Below are 19754 nucleotides of genomic sequence, written 5' to 3'. Positions count from 1 at the left end.
ACGCTTTGCCTACCCCGAGCCGGCGAGTATCGCCGTATGTCTGGCATCCCCTCTCCGCCTCAGGTTTCCTCCGCCCGATCGGTCTCCCCCACAGCACAGGACGTGCAGCGGCCGATGCCGCGGCGAAGTCTGCTGCTGATCACCGCGCTGGTCTCCTCGATGGGTGGGGCCGCGGTCTATCTGGCTCCGTTGCCCGCGCTCTGGCGTACGTCGTGGTCGTACGGCCTGCTGTTCGCCGGGCTCGGGGCAGCGCAACTCGTCGTGGGCGGGTGCGTACTGGCCCGCCCCACCCGGCGGCGGGTCCTGCTGGCCGCCGGCTCCGCTCTCGCCGTGGTCACCCTGTGGGTGCTGACCGGGCTCACCGGGATCCTGCCCGGGCCCGACCCGTGGACTTCCGTGAACACCGCGGTCGGATTCATCGACGTCATCTGCGTTGCCCTCCAGATCGTCGCCGTTGCCGGGCTCACTCTGGCGTCGGCATTCGGGCACCGCACCAGCCGGTCACGCCTCTCGCGGGTGCTTGCCACCGCGGCGGTCATACCGCTGACACTGATCGTGCTGGGGGGCGCCCTGCTCGGGGTTACGGCGTCCAGCGACGGGTTCAGCGGGGCCGGGTTTCCGGGTGGCACCGCCCAGCCACGGAATCTGCCCGCCGGGCAGCGAAGCACCGTGGAGTACTGCCGTCCGGACGGCGTACCCCTTGCCATGGACATCTACACCCCAACCTCCTCCGCGCGAAAAGGGGATCTGGCGCCGGCAGTGGTGTACGTCCACGGCGGCGGACCAGGCGTCCTCGGTAGCCGCAAACTCACCGGATTTAGCGCGACACTCGTCAACCCCAGGGACGCCCTTTTCGTGCCACTACTGCGGCAGCTGAACGCTCGCGGATTCGTGGTCGCCTCGATCGACTTCCGACTCACCCCCGGCACGCCCTGGCCGGCACCCGTCCAGGACGCCAAATGCGCCGTGCGGTTCCTGCGTGCACACGCCGCCGACCTCGGCATCGACGCCGGACGGATCGGCGCGTGGGGCAGCAGCGGCGGTGGGCACCTCTCAGCCATGCTCGGCCTCGCCGGGCCAGAAGCCGGATTCGACCAGGGCCAGTACCTCGAACAATCCAGCGCCGTCCAAGCCGTCGTCGACATGTTCGGCCCCTACAACCTGGCTGACTTCGACGACACCTCACCCTTTGGCCACTTCATCGTCCAGGTCGGCCTCGGGAGCTCACCCGCCATACGGCGAGCGGCCAGCACCAGCAGCTACGTCAAAGCGACCAGCACGTCTTTCCTGATCCTCCACGGCGCCGAGGACACCGACGTCACTCCCCGCAACTCAATCCAATTCGCCGAAAAGCTACGGAGTGCCGGTGTCGCAACCACTTTTATCGAAGTCCAGGGCACCGGCCACACGATGGCGACCCCAGGCCAACACCCATCTGCCGAACAACTCACCGACCTGGTGGCGGACTTCTTCGCCAGGACCCTGAGCTGACGATTCAACGGCCCTACTCGCGCGTCATCCCAGTCCTCCGCCTGTCCACATCGGGAGCTAGTCCGTGTTCAACATCTTTCTCAGCCTCAGCGAAGTCATTCCGTTACTGACGTTCATCTTCGGCTCCTTCGCCGGGCACCGTGCGGGGCAGCTCGTCTACCGCCAGGGCTCGGTAAAACTACGCCGGTCGCTCGGAGTCACGCTTACGTTGCTTGCCCTCGCCGGGATCGGTGTGCTCGGCCTGATCTTTCTCACTGCTGGCTTGGCGACGTACGGCTGGGTTTTCGCCAGCAACCGTGTCGTCGTCGCATTGCCACCGCTCGTCGCGGCGACGGCCGTCGCCCTCGCCTGGTCGTTGCCGAGAATCGTGCGACTGCGCCGACGCTGCTCCGGCGAGTCCACCTCACCGTTGCGTGCCGAGTTGCGGTTCGACGCGAGCGATCCTCGCCTCGTCGTACCTGTCCAGGCGGTTGGCATTGCTGGACTGCTGTCCTCCTACAACCTGGTCGTGCAGCGACCTGTTCCGCCGTACATCTCGGATGTCCTGGCGATCAACGGGTTGCTGGCCGTTGCGTTTGGACTGCTGTGGCTCCGGCAGCTTCGCAGGCAACGCATCATGAGTGGTTCGGATGCCCGTCGTCGTCCTGGCGTTGGCGTCCGTCTCGTGCGGACGATCACGGCCCTCGGTGTGATTGCCGCGTTGGTGGCGGTCAGCGCGTACGCCGCCATGAACGCCAGCAAACTCGCCCCCTCTTACGACATGAGCGTGGGCGAGAACATGGACTACGGCGGTGGGCCAGCGATGGGCGATCACCATGCCATGCCTCACAGCCGCCCCGGCTCTCATGGCCACAGCACGCCCGACAACTCCAACCTGCCCGACAACCGCAGCGTGGCCGACCTGACCGGTGGTGACGACATCAAGGGCCAGCCGGATCGGGTATTCACGCTCACCGCGGAGAAGAAGCGCATCGTGTTCGCCTCTGGGCGTGTGGTGGACGCGTTGACCTTCAACGGGCAGGTGCCCGGCCCCGAACTCCGTGTCCGACAAGGCGATCTCGTCCAGGTCACGCTGGTCAACAAGATTCCAGGAATCGGCGTGACGCTCCATTGGCATGGACTCGATGTCCCGAACGCACAAGACGGCGTACCAGGTGTTACTCAGAACGCGGTCCAGACCGGGCAGTCCCACACCTACCGATTCCGTGCCCACCAGGTCGGCACCTTCTGGTACCACTCACACCAGGACGCCTTCAGGCAGGTGGACAGAGGGTTGTACGGCGCGCTGGTCTCGCTGCCCAGAAGCGCGAAGCCAGAGCCGTACGACTTCTCCGTGACCGTCCACGACTGGAAGATGCTGAAGGCGAACCCATACTCGCGCTCGGAGCCGAGGATCACCTTCGACACCGCTGATGTCCTGAGCAGGCGAGCCATTCCGGCAGGCAGCAAGGTGCGCCTCCGACTGATCAACACCGGGCCCGCCGCCGCCAACGACGAACGGACTCCCACGTTCATCCTCACCGGAGTCCCTTTTCGGGTGGCCGCCACCGACGGCAACGAGGTGCACCAGCCTGGAGAACTCCCATCCGGCACCCGACTGCGGATCGGCACAGGTGGACGAGCTGACCTGACATTCACCATGCCGGATCGACCGGTTCGGCTGACCGCTATGGAGGATCCGACCAACGGCCTCGCGCTCAGTCCGGACGGAAAAGGGACAGCACCAACACCTGATGAGAGCGGACTGCTCTTCGATCGGGCTCATTACGGCACCCCGACACCGACCGCGTTCAGCGCCACGAGCCAGTTCGACCGAAACTTCACGATGATCTTCGACGACGGGCCAGGCTTCTACGACGGCCGCTTCGAGGCCCGCGTCACCGTCAACGGCGAAGTCTTTCCCAAAACCCCGATGTTCATGGTGCGTCAAGGTGACCTTGTCAAGATGACCCTCGTCGGCCGCGGCCACGTCAATCACCCGTTCCATCTACACGGTCACCGCGTACTCGTCCTCAGCCACAACGGACAACCGGTCACCGGCAGCCCATGGTGGACCGACACCCTCGAAGTCAGGGTCGGCGACATCTATGAGGTCGCGTTCCGCGCCGACAACCCCGGCATCTGGATGGACCACTGTCACAACCTGCAGCACTCGAGCAAGGGCATGGTCACCCACCTCGGCTACGAAGGCGTGACCACCCCCTACCGGGCCGGCCACGCGACCGGCAACATGCCAGAAGCCAGCACGCACTTGCCAAAAGCATCGGCACCCCGGTCACCGTCATCTGGCCTAACGGCGCAAGCCGCGACTAGGGCGACATCCCTTGTGGATACCGTAAACGAGGCCGCCGTGGGGCTTAGCCCGGCGGCTTCCACAGCAGCGCGCTGACGACGAGCCATGCGGCGAGCAATGTGCCGGAGGCTGCAAGGAGCGATGTACCCAGCGCCGAGCCTGGGTTAGCCAGGTAGGTGATCGCACCGAGAATGGCGAACCCGACCGTCAAGGCCTTCATGCCACGGAGGTACGGGTTGTCATGCAACCTCTTGTTTGGCTGCTCGGGCATCATTCTTCTCCTGATCGACGTGTCGCGGCGGTCCAGCTGATCCGGGAGTGCACTGCTGACGATGTAGAGGTGTTGGAGCAGGTGTCGCCGACCGGTCCGAATCGAAGCCATGCGCTGAAGGACCACGGCGCAGCCGCTGCACGACGGGCAACGCACCAACACCTCGTCGGCGAAGCTGTAGATGGAAACGCGGAAGTCATGAAAAGCGCACCCGGCAGGGCGGCGCGTCCGCTTCTGCCGATGAGCCTCCGTCGGGCCGGGGTCTGATTCACGACGCTACAGACCATTGGCTTGACGGAGTTCGGCGGCCATCTGCGATGAGTTGTGGTTGGGCTCAACTCCTTCTACAAGGATCAGCTCGCCGGCGAGGTGCCTTGTCCGTAGGGGCTTGATCTCCTGGTAGATGCTGGAGTCGTACCAGGAGCGGGCCTTGGCCATGTCAGGAAACTCGATGATCACCACATCGCCCGGCCAGTTGCCTTCCAGTACGTCGGTGGCTCCGCCGTGGACGATGAACCGGCCACTGAAAGGGTCGAGGGTGGCCTGGATGCGCTCCATGTACTCGAGCACGTCGGCGTGGATGGGTGCTTTACGCAGGTGAGCAAACGCGTACGCGGTCATGAGTTCTCCGTTCGTTACGGTCGGTTCCCGGCGCGCGTGCCGGTGGTCCTCGTTGGGTGCGGGCTGGACAGCACCACGCTCCCAGGTCCGCTGTCGAGTGGTGAGCAGGGGCGGCCGCGGGGTCGTTACGCCGCTGGTACTCGGTCCAGGAAACCCAGAACCTGGGTCAGCCGTCCGTTGCCGTCGGTTATTGCGACGTCGAAGCCTACGATCGGTGCCTCGACGTCTTCTGGCCCGAGCTCCCAGGTGAAGCGGGCCTGGTTGTGGTGGCCGTCGACCGGTCCGGCCAACCGGAACCTCATGCCGGGGAACTGGCTCTGCGCTGCGGCGATCGTCGCGTCGATCGCATCCCGGCCCTCGGCGACGGCCAGCGGGTCGACGTAGCGGCCCTCGGGAGCCCACAGGTCGTCGATGTCCTGGCGCCGCCTCGCCGGATCGGTCTCGTTCCAGATCGCGATGTACCGCTCGGCCAGATCGTCGAACGTGGTAGCCATGGATCTCTCCTCGTTTGCTGGGAATGGGTCGGGTTGTCGCCGCCCCTGGAGGAGAGGATCTCCGGCGCCTCGGCGCGCTGTCGATTACGTCGCAGGTAATGGACGGTGCGCCGGCGCGGTAATTTAGGGTCGGTGGCGTGACGACCATGACCAGGCCGGCGCAACCAGTCGGGGAGCTGCTGCGCGACTGGCGCCGAACTCGCAGGATGAGTCAGCTCGACCTGTCGCTCGAGGCGGGGGTGTCGGCCCGGCATCTAAGCTTCGTCGAGACCGGGCGATCTCGGCCGAGCCCGGAACTGATCCTGCGGCTGGCGGAGCAGCTTGACATGCCGCTGGCTGAGCGCAACACGATGCTGCTCGCCGGCGGCTACGCGCCCGCCTACCCCAGCCACGAGCTGAGCGACCCGGACCTGGCTCCGGTACGTGCCGCTGTAGGGCAGATCCTCAACGGACACAGCCCGTACCCCGCGGTGCTCATCGACCAGCACTGGCATCTCGTCGAAGCCAACCCTGCCGTCGCCCTGCTCACCGCCGGCGCCGAGCCCCACCTCCTAACCCCACCGATCAACGTGCTGCGGCTCAGCCTGCACCCCGACGGCATGGCCCCGCGCATCCTCAACCTGCCTGAGTGGCGCGCCCACCTGCTCCACCGGCTGCGCCAGCAGGCCGTGACAACCAACGACCCGGCCCTGTACGAACTGCACGAGGAGCTTCGCGGCTATCCCGGCGGCAACGGCCATGCGGCACCGATCAACGACGCCGTTTCGCGCGTCGTCATCCCGCTCCGGTACCGCCACAACGACCAGGAGCTGTCCTTCTTCAGCACCACCACCCTCTTCGGCACGCCTCTGGACGTCACCGTCGCCGGGCTGGCCATCGAGGCCTTCTTCCCTGCCGACCCGACGACCACCGAAACGCTCCACGCCTTCGCTGGGACATGAGCCGGTATGCGTAGCTGACACCTTCGAACTAGACGCCGGGTGTCACGCGGGGGCACGATCCCGCGAGCCGACCCGTGATAATCACCCTCAGCACGTTCCCCGAATGGCTGGAGGTGCCCGGTGCCGTTGGTCCATGAGTTCGCGACGTGGGGTTCTCCGACGATCGCCGGGACGAGCCGCCGGTCGTGGCCAGGGTCAACAACGGGAGCCTGACGAGCGTTCAGACCATCCTCGAAGGCCACCTCGGCCCCGGGGCGTAGCCGACCTACCGCACGTCTTCGGGCCGCTCGGAGGCGAGCGACCGGTGCAAGGCGTCCAGGATGGCGGTGACGTGGCGCGAGCTTTCCAACGTCACAAGGGGTTCGCGGCCCTCCATGACACAGGTGATGAAGTGGCGGAGGGCGGCAGGGACCGCACCGCGTTCCTCGCCGTGGATCGTGGAGCCGATCGAGGTACGGGGATACTCGAACGCCGCGCTGTGGGCGATCTCGAGCTGTTCACTCTTGCGTTCGAGATGGATGACCCCGGACTGTCCGACGATCTCAATGAACGAGTCGGTCATCGAGGGATAGCTGTTCGGGTAGATCCAGCACGACTCGAACGTCGCCACCGCCCCGTGATCGAACCGCACCTGCGCCTGGATCGCGTCCGGCGTCTCCACACCCCGCTCCCGCAGCACTCCCGACACGGCCGTGGCGTAGACCTCGACCGCCCGCCCGCCGAGGTACCAGCACACCAGGTCGATGTCGTGGCTCGACAGGAACCACGCCGGTGTCGTCGCTGACGCCCACCCGAGCATCTCGGTCGGTACGTAGATCCGGTCGTTCTTCCGGGCGTACGCCATCACCGGCTGGCCGATCCGGCCGGCGGCGACCTCCTGCCAGGCCTGGGCGTACGACGGGATCCAGCGGTGGTTGAAGCAGACCATCGCGGTGATCCCGCTCGAACGGACGACGTCGATCAGGTCGTCCGCCTCGGCGAGGTTCGTCGTGAGCGGCTTCTCCACGAGGACGTGTTTGCCCGCCCGCGCCGCCCTCCGGCAGATCTCGGCGTGCAGGTGGTCCGGCGTGGCGACGGTGACCAGATCGATGTCGTCGCTTGCCAGCAGGGCGGCGTAGTCGTCGGACACCAGAGGCGCGGCGACCGAGGCGGCCAGCTTCCGCGCCGCCTCCAGTGAGACGTCCGCGACCCCGGCGACCTCGGCGCGCGGATCGCCCGCGACCGCTGCGGCATGCTTGGCACCCATGATGCCGGCACCGATGATGCCGACGCGAACAGGACCAGGACGAACGGCAGGCATGGCTTCCTCCTTCAGTGGTTCGGCTCTCACAGCAAGCCACGGTCGGCGTGTCGGGCGAGACGGAACCAGATCCACCGTTAGCCAGACAAATCCTGACCTGGACGGTCCCGCGCGGCGGCTTCGGTGGCTGATCGACAGCGGGATGGACGCGGCCAGGTGCGCTGACCGCTAGCCTCGTCGGACGACGTCGTCGCCGCCGTTGATCTCGACATCCTCTCTCGGCTGGTGAGTCACCGCCGAGACGACTGTGCCAGGAGTGGGCCGCAGTGACCTACCTCGACGAAAAGCTTCAGGACGTATACGCAGAGGTACTGCGTCGCAACCCCGGGGAGCAGGAGTTTCATCAGGCTGTCCTAGAGGTCCTGAGTAGCCTCGGGCCGGTGGTCGCCAAGCATCCGGAGTACGCCGACGCGGCAGTCATCCGCCGCCTGTGCGAGCCGGAACGGCAGGTCATCTTCCGGGTGCCGTGGGTCGATGACAGCGGCGACGTGCAGCTCAACCGCGGTTTCCGGGTGCAGTTCAACTCAGCGCTGGGACCGTTCAAGGGCGGCCTGCGCTTCCACCCGAGCGTCTACCTCGGAATCGTCAAGTTCCTCGGCTTCGAGCAGATTTTCAAGAACGCCCTCACCGGGATGCCGATCGGCGGCGGCAAGGGTGGCTCCGACTTCGACCCGAAGGGTCGCTCGGACGCGGAGATCATGCGCTTCTGCCAGTCGTTCATGACGGAGCTGTGCCGACACATCGGCGAGTACGTCGACGTGCCGGCCGGCGACATCGGTGTCGGCGGGCGCGAGATCGGCTACCTCTTCGGCCAGTACAAACGGCTGACCAACCGGTACGAATCCGGCGTTCTCACCGGGAAGGGCCTGGCCTGGGGTGGCTCACAGGTACGCAAGGAGGCCACCGGCTACGGGACGGTCTTCTTCGTCAACGAGATGCTCAGGGCACGCGGCGCGACGTTTGAGGGCAGGCGCGTCGTCGTCTCCGGGTCCGGCAACGTCGCGATCCACGCGATCGAGAAGGTGCACCAACTCGGCGGCATCGTCATCGCGTGCTCCGACTCCGACGGCTACGTCGTCGACGAGAAAGGCATCGACGTCGAACTCCTCAAGGAGATCAAGGAGGTGCGGCGGGGCCGCGTCGGTGACTACGCCGAGGCGCGCGGAAGCCATGTCGACTACGTTCCGGGCGGAACGATCTGGAACACTCCCTGCGACATCGCCCTGCCGTCGGCGACACAGAACGAGCTCAATGGCGCCGACGCGCTCACCCTCATCAAGAACGGCTGCCGGATTGTGGGCGAGGGTGCGAACATGCCCGCCACGCCCGACGCGATCAAACTCCTCCTCGACGCCGGTGTCGGATTTGCTCCTGGAAAGGCCGCCAATGCAGGCGGGGTCGCCACCAGCGCTCTGGAAATGCAGCAGAACGCCTCCCGCGACAGCTGGAGCTTCGAACACACCGAGCAGCGGCTCGAGGAGATCATGCGAGCCATCCACGATCGCTGCGCCGAGACCGCCGACGAGTATGGCAGTCCCGGCAACTACGTCGCCGGTGCGAACATCGCGGGGTTCATCCGGGTAGCCGACGCCATGCTCGCCCTCGGCATCATCTGATCCTGACCCCGCTCGCAGGTATCAGCGTCTGAACCGGTTCACGGGTTGCTGTTTGGCGATCGCGACCAGTCACGTCTCTCCTGACACGTGGCGCGCTCAGGAGTTCAGGCCGTAGTGCGCGGCGATGTCTTGGGACGTTGCCCATCGGCTGTAGGTGGGTGACTGCGGCCAGCCTTCGGGCGAGTCCTGCCACTCCTCCTGCCGGCCGTATGGCAGTAGATCGATCAGCGCGAAGCTGTGGCTGAGCTGCTCGGTGCCACGGCCGTTGGTGTGCCAGGTGCGATAGACGGTGTCGTCGTCGCGCAAGAACACGTTGACAGCGAATCCGCCGCCGGACGGCGCGCCGACGTCGGCGCCGAACGGACTGTTCGCTGTGGAGTACCAGGTCATCTTGTTTCCGACCCGTCGCTTGTAGGCGAGTGCGTCGTCGATCGGTCCCTGGGTGACGATGACGAACCGGGCATCGTAGTTGTCCAAGAACTCGAGCCGGGTGAACTGTGAGGTGAACCCGGTGCAGCCTCCGCACTGCCACTCCTCGCCAGGAAACCACATGTGGTTGTAGACGATCAGCTGTGACTTGCCGTCGAAGATGTCCTCCAGCCGGACCGGTCCCTCCTCGCCCTCGAGGCTGTAGTCGGGCATCTTGACCATCGGCATTCGGCGGCGCTGCGCGGCGATCGCGTCGAGCTCTCGGGTCGCGGCCTTCTCCCGGTCACGCAGCGCATCGAGCTGGCGCTGCCAGGTGTCGGCGTCGACGATCTGCGGTAGTGCGTTGGCGGTCATTGGCTCCCCAAAGATCATCGTTGTGTCCACGGCACGTGGCTTGTGGATATAGACCCTGCCCGGCCGACGAATTCATCGGTGGCCGAAGACCTTCTTTGACGGCGCAGCGGAGCCATTGACGGACCCTTGGCGGAACCCCTTGTCCGTGGTGGGCCAGCACGATCCTCGGCAGTTCGCAGCGGCGAGGTGTCCGATTACCTGGTCGACGGTTTGACATATACATCGACGCATGTGAGTCTTCCCGCGATGCGGGACGCCACGCCAGGCGCCCGAGGTAGCTAGCTTTCGTGACTCTGCGTACCTGTGGCGGTGATCCGTCGCTGCGTGGGCCGTCGACGGCAGGAGGCAATTTGTCGGTTCTGCAATCCGTACGCCGACCCCTGCTCACGCGCGCCCTGGTGGTTTCCCTCGGCGCCGCCCTACTGGCGACGGTCGGGCTGGTGGACGTCGCGTCCGCACACGGGTCGGTCGTCGCACCGGCGTCGCGCGCCTACAGCTGCCTGCAGCGGTGGGGCGACAACTTCCAGGACCCGAAGATGCGAACCGAAGACCCGATGTGTTACCAGGCGTGGCGGGCCGACCCCGCCGCCATGTGGAACTGGAACGGTCTGTACCGGGAGAACCTGGCCGATGACTTCCGGAGGGGTATCCCTGACGGCACGCTGTGCAGCGGTGGTCGGGCGGAGGGCGGTCGCTACGACGCACTCGACAAGGTCGGCCCATGGGTCACCACCCCGGTGTCGAACAACTTCCGGGTCCGGCTCTTCGACCAGGCCAGCCACGGCACCGACTTCATCCGGGTGTACGTGACGCGCCAGGGTTTCGACCCCGTGAAGCAGCCACTGCGGTGGAGCGACCTGGAGCCGATCGGCAAGATCGGCAACACTCCGGCGTCCGAATGGAAGCAGGCTGGGCGCGGTGTCTCGATCGACGTTCCCGCCAGCGCACCCGGTCGCACCGGACGGCACATGATCTACACGATCTGGCAGGCGAGTCACCAGGATCAGGCGTACTTCCTGTGCAGCGATGTGACCTTCCCGGGCGGCTCGGACAAGGCTGCTCCCAGCCAACCCGAAGCCAGCGAGGTGCATTCCACCTCAATACTGGACCGAATCGTCCAAAGAGTAAGAGCGTGGATCTTTTCCTGAACGTCAGCGGTCTTCAAACAGTCAGGCTCGGCAGCCTCCGGAACGGCGTTAGCTGAGGCGGTCCGCACTCGCCCGTCAGTTGTGTCACTGGGTCGGCTATAGCTGCTTACGGCATTTCGTCGCCTGATCCGTCGTCTACTCCGGTGTTGTTGTCGATGCAGTGGTAGTGCCAGCTTCCACTGGCGTAGTGCCAGTTGGGCCAATCCATATAGCGGCGAATGGTCGGTGAGTAACTCCCGCTGTAGACGTCCAGTTCCACGTCATTTACGTGGAACATTGCCCTCTCCGTCCGGGACCCGATGATGCCGTCGACCGATATTTTCGCGTCGTAGCAATAGTTCAGGGCACTTTGCAAGACATCTGTTCCACCGTAATAGGACCCCAAACGCAATTCGCAGAAGGTGTTGTAGGAGCCGGCATAGGTAGTCGGGTACCAGGCGTCGTACTGCCCGCCCCAGGTGCCTGACCAGTGGCTGGAGCCACCGCACATTGGGGCTGCGAACGCAGGTTGAGCTGATACCACCGATGCAGTAACTACGGCGCAGACGGTGAGCGCGAGTGCTGTGACGACACGTCGGAGTGAGTTGCCCGTGGCTCGTCTGACGTCACTGGGTCATCGCACTGGCCGCCAAGACCCGAGCGTGGTACCTGGTCGCCGCCCGGCCAAACAGAGAGGTACGCACCTACCGGCTGAGCAGAATGACATCGGCATCCCTGACCGACGAATCGCTCACGCGGCCAAGCGACTTCGACCTAACCCAGTACTGGGCGCAGGCCCAGCGGCAGTTCCGAGCGACATTGCCCTCATATCCGATCCTCTTGCGGGTGCGAGACCATGCCGTACGGCGATTCACTGCAACAGCTCCGGCGCGGCCCGACATCGAGGGCTGGTCCCTTGTCGAGGCAGATCTCGAAAACGCCGATGAAGCGTGCGCAGCCGTGCTTGCTCAGGGCGGCGACGCCGTGGTCATCGCACCGACGGAACTGTCGAACATGGTGCGCCGCGCCGCAGGCAAGATCATCGCATCACATTCCTGAGCATCGGCTGCCCAGGCTGACCAGCCACGACGCCGGCGGCTCGGCGAGTGGCACAACCATGTCTCGAAGCTCACGTCTGGCCCGCGGCGGCAGAGCGTGAAGAGCGAGTTCGAGAATCGCGCGTCGGTGTGGGTCATCCGTCAGCAAGGGCTGTCCGGTGGCGTCGGCCATGCCACTGGATGCTCTCGCCGGTACTGTCGTTCCAGGTCGATGGGGCTGCCCTTGATCGCCTTGCGGCGGTTGAGTTCGGTCCAGTACGCCGGATCGAGGTAGGTGGCGGGGTTCCACAGCGACTGGGTCTGTTCTCCCACCTGGCCCAGGTACAGCAATGCGTCGGCGACCGCCCCGAACGGCAACCCGCACTGCCCGGGCAGGTAGTTGAACTCGCTCGTGTCCGCCGATTCCAGCCACGTGCCCTTGGCGGGAATGACCGTACGCCGGGGCGACGACGCTAGACGCGGGTGACTGCCGGCCAGGATCACGTACGCGCGCTGGCCGGTCTGCTGCTCGATCTGCGCGACTCCGGTGTCCCATTCCTCATCGGGCGGTGCGTGCATCACGTGGCGGCTGCCGTAGCAGACCAGGGCCCGCCGTCCCTTGTCGAGAACCTCTCGCTTGATCACCGACACCAGATGGCCGTCCCGGTCCTCGAAAGGCAGCAGGTCGTCCCGCGTGCTCACCCGGGTCCAGTCGACCGGTGGATCACCGAGCAGCACCCGCATCCTCTTGTTTTCTGGAAGCGGCCAGTTGGCCGCCCGGACGGTGCGGAAGAACTGCTCGTACATCGACGCGTCATGGGTGGCCACCGGTGATTGCGTCGTGTTGCGCCAGACCAGGCGCAGGTCACGGTCCTCCACGGCCGGACCGGCCACGAAACGGTCCATGATCGGCTGGTAGAGCGCGTTGCCGAACTCCACCACAATGTCATCCACCATGGCCGGCAGCCGGGGATCGAGCAGCAGGGTCTGTAGGGCGTCGTGGTGCTCCTGCTGGCCGTGGATCTCGCCGATGGCGACGATGCGGTGCCGACGCAACGCGGTGAGGACGGCGGCGGCAAGGCTATTGGTGTTGTTCTCGGTGCCGGCGTTGTCGCTCGCGCTCGCAGCTGGTGTTGCCCCGAGGGCGGCAACGCCGCCAACGGTCGCGACACCAGCGCCAGCGAGGGACACCAACCTACGGCGGGTCAATCTCTGGTCAGTCATGGTGCGATTTCTACGGGCGGGGCAGTAACACGGCCCCAACGGCAGCTGTTATGCCGCTGTTAGGCCGTACCTCTCGCTTTCACGCCCTGTCACCTCGCCGGGGCCGGAAACTCATCGATCCAGGGAGGCCGCCGGCCGGGTTGTCGCCCGCGGCCTGGCGAACCAAGTCAGCCCCGGGAGTCGACCACCTCAAGAGCCTGCCGGGCGATCTCCAACTCCTCGTTGGTCGGGATCACCAGCACCCGGACCCGCGACCCCGGCGTCGCGATGTCGCGCGGTTCGCTCGACCGGACCTGGTTCGCCTCGGGGTCGAGTTCGATCCCCAGCGATTCCAGCCCGGCGAGCGCGCCGGCGCGCACCGGGGCCGAGTTCTCCCCGACTCCGGCGGTGAACACCACCGCATCCACCCGGCCGAGCACCGCGGCGTACGCGCCGAGGTACTTGCGCAACCGGTAACAGTAGACCTCCAGCGCCAGTCGGGCGGCGTCGTCCCCGCACTCGGCCGCGTCGACCAGGTCCCGCATGTCCTGCCGGCCGCTCAGCCCGAGCACGCCCGACCGCTTGTTGAACACGTCGTCGATCGCGTCGATGTCCATCCCGGCGGTGCGGGCCAGGTGGAACACCACCGCTGGGTCGATGTCGCCGGTCCGGGTGCCCATCACCAACCCCTCCAGCGGAGTCAGCCCCATCGAGGTGTCCACCGAGATCCCGCCGCGGACCGCGCACGCCGACGCCCCGTTGCCCAGGTGCAGCACGATCACGTTCGTCTGGTCCGGCTCCCGGCCGAGGAACGCGGCGGCGGCCCGGGACACGTACGCGTGTGACGTGCCGTGGAACCCGTACCGCCGGATCCGGTGCGCCGCGGCGATCTTCCGGTCCAGTGCGTACGTGTGCGCCACCGGCGGCACCGTCAGGTGGAACGCGGTGTCGAACACCGCGACGTGGGGCAGGTCCGGGAACTGCGCCATCGCCACCCGGATCCCGGCCGCGTTGGCCGGATTGTGCAGCGGCGCGAGATCGCTCAGCCCGATGACCGTGTCCAGCACCTCGGCGTCGATCCGGACCGACCGGGCGAACGCCTCTCCGCCCTGCACCACCCGGTGCCCGACCGCGACCAGCCCGGCGTCGGCCAGCTCCGGCCCGTACCCGGCGAACGCCTGCGCCATCGCCGCCATCGCCGCCGCGTGATCCGGCACGTCTACCTCGACGACGTGTCGCTGCCCGGCGGTGGTGTGGCTGAGCCGGCCGCCGGTGGCGCCGATCCGTTCCACCAGGCCGACAGCGAGCGCGGTGCCGTCGTCGGCGTCGACCACCTGGTACTTCAGCGACGACGAGCCGGAGTTGATCACCAGGACCCGGCGGGTCATGCCGCACCGCCCCGGGCGCCGGCGGCGGGCGCCTGGGCCTGGATCGCGGTGATCGCCACCGTGTTGACGATGTCCTGCACCAACGCCCCGCGGGACAGGTCGTTGACCGGCTTGTTCAGCCCCTGCAGCACCGGCCCGACCGCTACCGCTCCCGCAGACCGCTGCACCGCCTTGTAGGTGTTGTTGCCGGTGTTCAGATCGGGGAAGACCAGCACGGTCGCCCGGCCGGCGACCGCCGAGTCGGGCATCTTCGCCTGCGCGACCGACGGGTCGACCGCGGCGTCGTACTGGATCGGGCCCTCGACCACCAGCTGTGGGGCGCGGGCACGGACGATCTCGGTGGCGGTACGGACCTTGTCGACGTCGGCGCCGCTGCCGGACTCCCCGGTGGAGTACGACAGCATCGCCACCCGCGGCGCGACCCCGAACTGGGCCGCGGTCGCCGCCGACGAGATCGCGATGTCGGCCAGCTGCTCCGCGGTCGGATCCGGGTTGACCGCGCAGTCGCCGTACACCAGCACCCGGTCCTCCAGGCACATGAAGAACACCGACGACACGATCGACACCCCCGCGACGGTCTTGATGATCTCGAACGACGGCTTGATCGTGTGCGCGGTGGTGTGCTGCGCGCCGGACACCATGCCGTCGGCGAGTCCGAGGTGCACCATCAGCGTGCCGAAGTAGGACACGTCGACGACGATCTCGCGGGCCCGGTCGACGGACATCCCCTTGTGCGCGCGGAGTTCGGCGTACGTCTGCGCGAACCGCTCCCGAAGCTCCGGATCGGTCGGGGCAATGATCCGCGCCGCGTCGAGCTCGAGCCCGAGTTCGCGGCCCCGGGCCCGGATCGTGGCCTGGTCGCCGAGGATGGTCAGATCGACGACGTCCCGGGCGAGCAGGGTGCTCGCGGCCCGCAGGATCCGGTCGTCGGTGCCCTCGGGCAGCACGATCCGCCTGCGGTCGGCGCCGGCCCGCTCGATCAGGTCGTACTCGAACATCAGCGGAGTGACCACCTCCGACCGCGGCAGATCGACCGCCGCGAGCAGCGCCGCGCCTTCCACGTGCTGGGCGAAGGTCGAGCGGGCGGTGTCCAACTTGCGCTGTGATCCCGTCGACAGCAGGCCGCGCGTCTCCACCACCAGCCGGGTGGTGTCGAAGGTGTCCAGGTCGGTCGCGACGATCGGTAGCCGCTGCGGCAGTCCGCCGATCAGCCGGGTCACCTGCTCGGACGGTACGAAGCCGCCGTTGAGGATCAGCCCGGACAACGACGGGAAGCTTTCCGACGCGTGCGCGGCGACCATCGCGAGCACCACCTCGGAGCGGTCGCCGGGCACGATCACCACCGCGCCGTCGGTCAGCCGGTCGAGGATGTGGTCCATGGTCATCCCGCCGACCAGCGTGGTCTCGGCCTCCCGGCCCAGCAGGTCGGGGTCACCGGCCACGATCCGGCCGCCGATCGCGGACATCAGATCGGCCACCGTCGGGGCGGACAGCAGCGGGACGTTCGGCATCACCCAGGTCGGCACCGTGTCCTCGGCGAGCGCGGCGCGGACCGCGTCCAGCTGCCCCGGGTCGGCGCGGTTGGCCACCACCGCGACCACCTCGGCATGGCCCGCGGCCAGTTCCCCCATCGAAAGGTCGACCACCTGCCGGACGTCGTCGGCGCCCCGATGCAGCGCGGACACGACGAGCACGACGGCCGAGCCGAGGTTCGCCGCGATCCGGGCGTTGTAGGCGAGCTCGGTCGGTCCGGCGACGTCGGTGTAGTCCGATCCGACGATGACGACGACGTCGCAGCGGCCCTCGATGGCGCGGTAGCGGCGGATGATCTCGCCCAGCGCGCGGTCCGGGTCGGCGTGCACGTCGTCGTACGTGACGCCGATGCACTGGTCGTAGCCGAGGTCGACCCCGTCGTGCTCCAGCAGCAGTTCGAGCACCGAGTCGGTGTCCTGGTCCGCCCGGGCGATCGGCCGGAACACGCCGACCCGGACCTGGGCGGCGAAGAGTTCGACCAGCCCGAGGGCGACCGAGGACTTGCCGGTGTGCCCCTCGGGTGCGGCGACGTACACGCTGCGAGCCATGGATCAGCTCAGTGTCTCGTCGACGCGGCGGACCATCGTCACGTCGTCGCGGTAGTCGGATTCGGAGAGCTTGAGGCCACGCGGCACTCGACCCACCTCGGTCCATCCCGCGCGCCCGTAGAACTCGCCGAGGCCCAGCCCGTCGCGGTAGTCGAGCCGGAGCAGCTCGACCTCGGGTAGCTCGCGCCGGGCGATGCCGACCATCCCGCCGAGCAGGATGCGTCCGAGGTTGCGGCCCTGGGCGGCCGGGTCGACCATGAGCCGCTTGAGCCCGGCGAGGTGGGTGTACGGGAAGCCGCGCGAGTGCTCCCAGAAGCCGAGGCCACGCAAGGTCCCGTCGGGGTCGCGTAGGACGCAGAGCATGGTCACGCTCGCCTGCAGGTCGGCGACGTGGGGGTCGAGCGCGGCACGCACCGCGTCCCGGCTCGCGCCCGGCAGGAACCCGACGGACCCGCCCGCGTCGTTGACCCTCACCCAGAGGTCGAGGACGTCGCTGGCGAGTGCCTCATCGAAGGCATCGGCCGCGACGCCGGACACGGTCGGCGCCTCGAAGAGGATCATCGGCTTTGCATCCGGCGGGTCGTCGCGATGGACGCGGGTGCCCGCCTCGACGAGGCCGGACGACCTTGCCGTGGCCAACGACGCGGCGTTGACGTCGTCGACCAGTGCCGTGACGGGCACCTCGGGCCGGTACTCGACGCCCCAGGCGACGACGGCCCGCGAGATCTCGCGGCCGAGGCCCTGGCCGAGGCGGTCGTGCGTCAGCCGGTAGTAGAGGTTGAAGAAGTGGTCGTCGGAATTCTTGTACCGCAAGCCTGCCCACCCGATGAGCTCGCCCGACTCGCGGTCGACGACGGCGGCATACCCGATGCCGAAGGCGTCCCAGTCATCGAGGTCGGCTGCGAGCCTGTCGCGGCAACCGTCGGGTGTCGGCATCGCGTGCGGCGCGTGGGCGTACGTGCGCGGGTCGGTGTGGATGCGGACGTAGTCGTCGAGGTCGTCGGCGCGCGGACGCCGCAGGACGAGCCGCGGCGTCGTGATCCAGACCGCTTTGGGCTCCGTCACCACTCCATCCTCCCCGATGCCCGTGACACACGGTCACGCGACCTGCGACCCGGTCCGCAGGTCAAGGCATGTCGAGGCCAGTGCCACAACCTGATCACGCCAGCGGATCTTCACCATGCCGCCATCTGATGGACCGGCCGCCGCGGCACGGCGCTCCTAGCGTTCCCGGTTGTCCGCACCGCGGGCCCGACCGACCGGGAGGTCTCATGCTTCGCCTCATCCCCCGCCGCCAGCTGTTGACGGTGCTGGGCGCACTGGCAGCGGTCACCGGCATCCTGACGCCATCCGCAGTCGCCGCCTCCACCGTGACATCCACCTCCACGACCGACAAGGTGACCACCACCGCTGACATCGGCCCGGTGAGCCCGTCGGAGTTGCACGTGATGACGTTCAACCTCCGGTACGCGAGCACCAGCACGCCGAACTCGTGGCAGCAGCGTCGACCCGTCATGCGGGAGTTGCTCCGTGCTGAGCGGCCGGCCCTCATCGGTACGCAGGAAGGGCTCTACCAGCAGCTCCGGGACATCCAGGCCGACCTGCCGCCGTACTACGACAGCATCGGTCTGGGCCGCCAGGGCGGCTCCCGCGACGAGGCGATGCAGATCTTCTTCGACACCCGGCGGCTCGACCCGCTGGAGTACGACCACTACTGGCTCTCCGACACCCCGAACGTCATTGGCTCGCAGACCTGGGGCGGCTGCTGCCCGCGCATGGTCACCTGGATCCGCTTCCTCGACAAGCGCACCGGCGCCGAGTTCTACGCCGTCAACACCCACTTCGAGGCGTTCAGCGCCGATGCTCGGGCCAAGTCGGCCGCGCTGGTCCTGTCGCGGCTGCCCAACTTCGACCCGGACCTTCCCGTCGTCATGACCGGTGACTTCAACGAGGCCGCCGCCACTGGGCAGACCGTCTACGACCGGCTCGTGACGAACGGCCCGCTCCTCGACACCTGGACCGAAGCGCAAACGCGCGGACCGCTGTACGCCACCTTCCACGGCTACCAGCCGCTTGTCCCCAACGGTCCGCGGATCGACTGGATCCTCACCTCCTCGCAGGTACAGACCCGCGCTGCGATCGTCAACACGTTCAACCAGGACGGACAGTTCCCCAGCGACCACCTGCCCGTGCAGGCCATCCTGCGGATCCCGGCCATCTGACGGCCCCTGACCACGCGGCCGGCCGGACGGCACACTGACCGGATCGCGCTACCCGGGCAGCGGGTCGGGATCGACTCGGGCTCCACGGATTGATCTGTCGCCACGGCCAACCGTCACCACACAGCCGCGGCTGACAAGAAGCGCTGACGCCTCACCAGCTACGGCCGCCCTCGACAAAGGGCGGCCGTAGCCGTTTGTGATCATCCGCCTGCGACGTGTTCGCGTTCCCCTCGTGGGTCACTCTGATCCAGTTGCTGTCCTCGGCGAATGTGAATTCACCGAAGGATTGCTTGGATGGAACTCATCAAGCATCCGCCGCATCGGCCAGACCAAGTACAGCCACCGCCTCGATCTCGAATCTCTCCAGATCATCGATCCAGTCCGGAAATTACCTCGTCGGGTAAAGAAGGCGGGGGTCGTTCCGTGCGTCAGGAAATCCTCGCCAACTCCCGCGCTCACGACCGCAACCAAGCTCTCCGAGCCCGGAAGGCGCCTGGCGCAGCCCAAAGCGTGACGGGCAAACGAGAGGCCTCGTGCGACTACACGGGAAAGATAGCGATCCGCGTCGTCTCCTAAGTCGAGGTCCCACACATAGACGTCATTTATCGCGTACTCGTGATTAGTACTACAGCCGTAGATCGTGATCTTGGTTTCGTCGGTGGTAGTGGCAGAGTTTGGCTCGGTGTTGGTGGAGTCGGCGGTATCGGCTCCATCGTTCGGTGTGCCATGGGTGGTGGCGAGGTCGGGTGTAGGTGGCGCGTTTGTGTCGGATTTCGTTGCAGGTAAGCGGGATCATGGCCTGGTCGGTGTGGGGCTGGTCGGCCGATGTCAGGGATGGCCGCGTCGACTGGGCGGTCTGGGATCGTGCGGCGGTGACGGCGAGGAA

The 19754-nt window shown here is 67.0% G+C and carries 16 protein-coding genes and 1 pseudogene; 8 read left to right on the top strand and 9 right to left on the bottom strand.

Annotated elements, in window-relative coordinates:
- The first annotated feature begins 114 nt into the window (after positions 1-114).
- Both B141_RS46420 and B141_RS43765 read left to right on the top strand, forming a co-directional pair.
- On the top strand, positions 115-1491 hold the full coding sequence (locus tag B141_RS46420; protein ID WP_020579097.1) for an alpha/beta hydrolase: 1377 nt from the start codon (positions 115-117) through the stop codon (positions 1489-1491).
- A 64-nt stretch (positions 1492-1555) separates the two neighbouring features.
- Entirely contained in the window at positions 1556-3880 is a 2325-nt protein-coding gene (locus B141_RS43765) for a multicopper oxidase family protein (protein ID WP_020579096.1), read from the top strand.
- Here the strand turns inward: B141_RS43765 and B141_RS48125 are convergent.
- The 3 genes from B141_RS48125 to B141_RS0131040 form a co-directional block, all read right to left on the bottom strand.
- Complete coding sequence (locus B141_RS48125) at positions 3849-4166, bottom strand: hypothetical protein (RefSeq protein WP_169512990.1); 318 nt, start codon at positions 4164-4166, stop codon at positions 3849-3851. The two genes, B141_RS43765 and B141_RS48125, sit on opposite strands and share 32 nt — an antisense overlap.
- A gap of 165 nt (positions 4167-4331) precedes the next feature.
- Positions 4332-4676 (bottom strand): DUF1330 domain-containing protein, encoded by a 345-nt coding sequence (locus B141_RS0131045; protein ID WP_020579094.1) that lies wholly within the window; start codon positions 4674-4676, stop codon positions 4332-4334.
- A 125-nt stretch (positions 4677-4801) separates the two neighbouring features.
- On the bottom strand, positions 4802-5170 hold the full coding sequence (locus B141_RS0131040; RefSeq protein WP_020579093.1) for a nuclear transport factor 2 family protein: 369 nt from the start codon (positions 5168-5170) through the stop codon (positions 4802-4804).
- A gap of 146 nt (positions 5171-5316) precedes the next feature.
- Here B141_RS0131040 and B141_RS0131035 point away from each other — a divergent pair, with 146 nt between their 5' ends.
- The gene (locus B141_RS0131035) at positions 5317-6111 is read left to right on the top strand and encodes a helix-turn-helix domain-containing protein (protein ID WP_085944494.1); all 795 of its coding nucleotides are present in this window, start codon (positions 5317-5319) and stop codon (positions 6109-6111) included.
- A gap of 265 nt (positions 6112-6376) precedes the next feature.
- Here the strand turns inward: B141_RS0131035 and B141_RS0131025 are convergent, their stop codons facing one another.
- A complete protein-coding gene (locus tag B141_RS0131025) occupies positions 6377-7411 on the bottom strand; it encodes a Gfo/Idh/MocA family protein (protein ID WP_020579090.1) in 1035 nt (344 codons plus the stop codon).
- Between the two features lie 266 nt (positions 7412-7677).
- Between B141_RS0131025 and gdhA the strand changes: the two genes are divergently transcribed.
- Positions 7678-9027: an NADP-specific glutamate dehydrogenase gene (gene gdhA / locus B141_RS0131020; RefSeq protein WP_020579089.1), complete on the top strand. Its 1350-nt coding sequence runs from the start codon at positions 7678-7680 to the stop codon at positions 9025-9027.
- A gap of 96 nt (positions 9028-9123) precedes the next feature.
- Here the strand turns inward: gdhA and B141_RS0131015 are convergent, their stop codons facing one another.
- The gene (locus tag B141_RS0131015) at positions 9124-9810 is read right to left on the bottom strand and encodes a DUF899 domain-containing protein (protein WP_020579088.1); all 687 of its coding nucleotides are present in this window, start codon (positions 9808-9810) and stop codon (positions 9124-9126) included.
- A 350-nt stretch (positions 9811-10160) separates the two neighbouring features.
- Between B141_RS0131015 and B141_RS43760 the strand changes: the two genes are divergently transcribed.
- The 3 genes and pseudogenes from B141_RS43760 (at position 10161) to B141_RS0131000 (ending at position 11996) form a co-directional block, all read left to right on the top strand.
- The gene (locus B141_RS43760) at positions 10161-10958 is read left to right on the top strand and encodes a lytic polysaccharide monooxygenase auxiliary activity family 9 protein (protein ID WP_020579087.1); all 798 of its coding nucleotides are present in this window, start codon (positions 10161-10163) and stop codon (positions 10956-10958) included.
- A 615-nt stretch (positions 10959-11573) separates the two neighbouring features.
- Positions 11574-11657, top strand: a pseudogene (locus B141_RS53250) (WYL domain-containing protein); the annotation flags it as partial.
- Positions 11658-11996 carry a WCX domain-containing protein gene (locus tag B141_RS0131000; protein ID WP_020579085.1) on the top strand — a complete coding sequence of 113 codons (339 nt, stop codon included), beginning with the start codon at positions 11658-11660 and terminating at the stop codon, positions 11994-11996.
- Positions 11997-12136: 140 nt separating this feature from the next.
- On the opposite strand, the gene B141_RS46415 is transcribed toward B141_RS0131000, so the two are convergent.
- The 4 genes from B141_RS46415 to B141_RS0130980 all read right to left on the bottom strand — a co-directional run bounded on the left by B141_RS46415 (position 12137) and on the right by B141_RS0130980 (position 17711).
- Complete coding sequence (locus B141_RS46415) at positions 12137-13198, bottom strand: ChaN family lipoprotein (RefSeq protein WP_084678634.1); 1062 nt, start codon at positions 13196-13198, stop codon at positions 12137-12139.
- A gap of 167 nt (positions 13199-13365) precedes the next feature.
- Positions 13366-14565, bottom strand: coding sequence for an acetate/propionate family kinase (locus B141_RS0130990; RefSeq protein WP_020579083.1), 1200 nt, complete (start codon positions 14563-14565; stop codon positions 13366-13368).
- Positions 14562-16646, bottom strand: coding sequence for a phosphate acetyltransferase (gene pta, locus B141_RS43750; RefSeq protein ID WP_020579082.1), 2085 nt, complete (start codon positions 16644-16646; stop codon positions 14562-14564). The genes B141_RS0130990 and pta overlap by 4 nt, the downstream gene beginning before the upstream one ends.
- Positions 16647-16649: 3 nt before the next feature.
- Positions 16650-17711 (bottom strand): GNAT family N-acetyltransferase, encoded by a 1062-nt coding sequence (locus tag B141_RS0130980; RefSeq protein ID WP_020579081.1) that lies wholly within the window; start codon positions 17709-17711, stop codon positions 16650-16652.
- Between the two features lie 206 nt (positions 17712-17917).
- Between B141_RS0130980 and B141_RS0130975 the strand changes: the two genes are divergently transcribed.
- Positions 17918-18868 (top strand): endonuclease/exonuclease/phosphatase family protein, encoded by a 951-nt coding sequence (locus tag B141_RS0130975; protein ID WP_020579080.1) that lies wholly within the window; start codon positions 17918-17920, stop codon positions 18866-18868.
- The last annotated feature ends 886 nt before the right edge of the window (positions 18869-19754 follow it).

The sequence above is a fragment of the Actinopolymorpha alba DSM 45243 genome, assembly GCF_000373925.1.
In the GTDB taxonomy this organism is placed as follows: domain Bacteria; phylum Actinomycetota; class Actinomycetes; order Propionibacteriales; family Actinopolymorphaceae; genus Actinopolymorpha; species Actinopolymorpha alba.
This window is presented reverse-complemented; position numbering and strand designations above follow the sequence as displayed.